The organism is Micromonospora sp. RV43, from assembly GCF_001029515.1.
Lineage (GTDB): Bacteria > Actinomycetota > Actinomycetes > Mycobacteriales > Micromonosporaceae > Micromonospora > Micromonospora aurantiaca.
On record NZ_LEKG01000332.1, the window covers coordinates 1 to 2948 of the forward strand.

The 2948-nt window shown below is 76.1% G+C and carries 3 protein-coding genes; all 3 read left to right on the forward strand.

Going from position 1 to position 2948, the window contains the following annotated elements; translation table 11 throughout:
• Positions 1 to 766: zinc-binding dehydrogenase (locus ABD52_RS36890; RefSeq protein ID WP_047894818.1), on the forward strand; the 766-nt coding region annotated here is incomplete at its 5' end.
• 31 nt (positions 767 to 797) lie between these two features.
• Positions 798 to 1973 carry a trans-acting enoyl reductase family protein gene (locus ABD52_RS36895; RefSeq protein WP_047894819.1) on the forward strand — a complete coding sequence of 392 codons (1176 nt, stop codon included), beginning with the start codon at positions 798 to 800 and terminating at the stop codon, positions 1971 to 1973.
• Between the two features lie 31 nt (positions 1974 to 2004).
• A partial coding sequence (locus tag ABD52_RS36900; RefSeq protein ID WP_047894820.1) for a MerR family transcriptional regulator occupies positions 2005 to 2948 on the forward strand: 944 nt, incomplete at its 3' end.

Below are 2948 nucleotides of genomic sequence, written 5' to 3' on the forward strand. Positions count from 1 at the left end.
GTACGGCCGCCCGGCCCGGCTGGGCGGCTTCGCCGGTGGTCACGCCGAGTACGTGCGGGTGCCGTACGCCGATGTGGGCGCGTTCGCCGTGCCGGAGTCGGTGAGCGACGAGCGGGCGGTGTTCGCCGCCGACGCCGCACCGGCCGGCTGGTACGGCGCCGAGCTGGGCGAGGTCGCCCCCGGCGACGTGGTGGCGGTCTGGGGCGCGGGCGCGGTCGGCCAGCTCACCGCCGACGCGGCGGTGGCCCGGGGCGCGGACCGGGTGGTGGTGGTCGACGACCGGGACGACCGGCTGCGGATGGTCACCGGGCACGACGGCGTGGAGGCGCTCAACCACAGGTACGTGGACGTGCTCGCCGAGCTGCGCGAACGCAGCGGCGGCCGGGGCCCGGACGTGTGCGTCGACGCCTCCGGGACGCCGGCCGCGCCGGGCCGGTGGCCGGTGGCCGAGCCGGACGGCGGGGCGGCGCTGCGCGAGGCGGTGCACGCCTGCCGCAAGGGCGGCGTGGTGGTGGTGCTCGGCGCCCGGCCCGGATTCGTGGACCGGTTCCCGCTCGGCGCGTTCGCCGACAAGGGGCTCGCCGTCCGCGCCGCCCGGCGCCGGGGCAGTGCCGCGATCCCGGCGCTGCTGGAACGGATGGCCCGCGACGAGCTGGTCACCGAGCACCTGGCCACCCATCGGATGCCGCTGGAGCGCGGCGCCGAGGGGTACGCGTTGTTCCGGGACCGGGCCGACGCCTGCGTCCGGGTGCTCTTCACACCGTGAAGGTGAGCGCTGTGGATGGCACACTCGGCGGATGCGCGCAGACCGTCCGTACGACCTCGTCCTGTTCGGCGCCACCGGCTTCACCGGCGGGCTGACCGCCGACTATCTGGCCCGGCACGCGCCGGACCGGCTGCGCTGGGCACTCGCCGGGCGCAACCCGGACAAGCTCGCAGCGGTACGGGACCGGCTGGCCGCGATCGACCCGGCCCTGGCCGAGCTGCCGCTGCTCACCGCCGACGTGACCGACCCGGCGTCGCTGCGCGCGGTGGCGGAGAGCGCCCGGGTGGTCGCCACGACAGTCGGCCCGTACGTGCACCACGGCGAGCCGCTGGTGGCCGCGTGCGCCGCGGCCGGCACCGACTACCTCGACATCACCGGCGAGCCGGAGTTCGTGGACCGGATGTACGTGCGGCACCACGCCGAGGCGGTGCGCACCGGGGCACGCCTGGTGCACGCCTGCGGCTTCGACTCGATCCCGCACGACCTGGGCGTCTGGTACACGGTCAAGCAACTGCCCGCCGACGGGCCGATCGCCGTGGACGGCTACGTCCGGGCCGGTGGCCGGTTCTCCGCCGGGACGTACCATTCGGCGCTCACCGCGTTCTCCCGTACCGGTGAGATGAGCCGCGCGGCGCGGGCCCGCCGGGCGATGGAGCCCGGCCCGGACGGACGCCGGGTCCGCGCGGTGCCGGGCAAGGTCGGCCGGGTACGCGAGTTCGGCCAGTGGGCGGTGCCGCTGCCCACCATCGACCCGCAGGTGGTCCGCCGGTCCGCGGCGGCCCGCCCGGAGTACGGCCCGGACTTCCGCTACCGGCACTTCGCGGCGATGAAGCGGCTGCCCACTGTGCTGGTCGCCGGCGTCGGACTGGCCGGTGTGGTGGGGTTGGTGAAGGTGGCGCCGACGCGGCGCTGGCTGCTCGGGCGGCTCGCCTCCGGGCAGGGCCCGACCGCCGAGCAGCGGGCCAAGTCGTGGTTCCGGGTGCGGTTCGTGGGCACCGCCGGCGACCGGCGGGTGGTGACCGAGGTGGCCGGCGGCGACCCGGGTTACGACGAGACGGCCAAGATGCTCGCCGAGTCGGCGCTGTGCCTGGCCTTCGACGACCTGCCGGAGACCGCCGGGCAGGTCACGCCGGTCGCGGCGATGGGTGACGCGCTGCTGGACCGGCTGGTACGCGCGGGCATCACGTTCCGCACGCTGCCGGCGTGAGATTGACCCTCGACCCGCTTGAGGTTACAGGATGACGGCCGTGGAGAGCGAGCTTCGCAGCATCGGCGAACTGGCCCGGGCCAGCGGGTTGACGGTCAGCGCGCTGCGGTTCTACGACCGTTCCGGCGTGCTGGCCCCGGCCCGGGTGGACCCGGTGACCGGCTACCGCTGGTACACCGAGGAGCAGGTTGACCCGGCCCGCCTGGTAGCAGGGCTGCGCCGGGTGGGGATGCCGCTGGCCGGCATCGCCGAGGCGCTGCGGAACCGGCACCGTCCGGCCGAGGTGCACCGGCTGCTGGACGCGCACCTGCGCCGCCTGGAGGACGGCCTGGCCGACGCGCGTCGCGAACTCTCCCGGATCCGTAGCCTGATCGACCCGGAGGAGATCATCGTGACCACCCGCCTCGTGCTGTCCCGCACCGACCTCGCCGCCGCCGTGGACGCCGTACGCTTCGCCGTCGGCGCCGACCCCGGCCTGCCGGTCCTGTCCGGCGTGCTGGTGGAGGTCGAGCCGGACGGTGTCCGGCTGGTCGCCACCGACCGGCACCGGCTCGCCGTGGCCCGGGTCGGCGGCACCGTCGACGGCCCGCCGGTGAGCGCGCTGCTACCGGTCGCCGCCGTCGACGAACTCCGCGCGCTGCTGGACCTCGACGGCGCCGACTCCGCCGAGGTCGTCGTCGCCACCGACCGGGTGACCGTCACGGTGGCGGGCCGGCCGATGACCGCCGTCCCGTTGCCGTACGACTTCCCCGACTACCGGCGGCTGCTGCGGGCGCAGCTCGGCGACGTGCCCACGTACCGGATCCCGTTCGACGGCGCGGCGCTGCGCGCGGCGCTCACCGCCGACGGCGTCCCGGTCTGCCACCGTGCGCACGAGGGAGTCGAGCACGAGGTGGTCGCGCTCGGCCTGGACGGCCGGGGTGAGCTGCGCCTGGTCGACCCGGACGGCGTGGTCGACGCCGGGGGCGTGGAGGG

What these genes read in the sequence shown, in the direction of transcription:
- ABD52_RS36895 (WP_047894819.1), top strand. Translation starts at nt 798, where the DNA reads ATGCGCGCAGACCGTCCGTACGACCTCGTCCTGTTCGGCGCCACCGGC.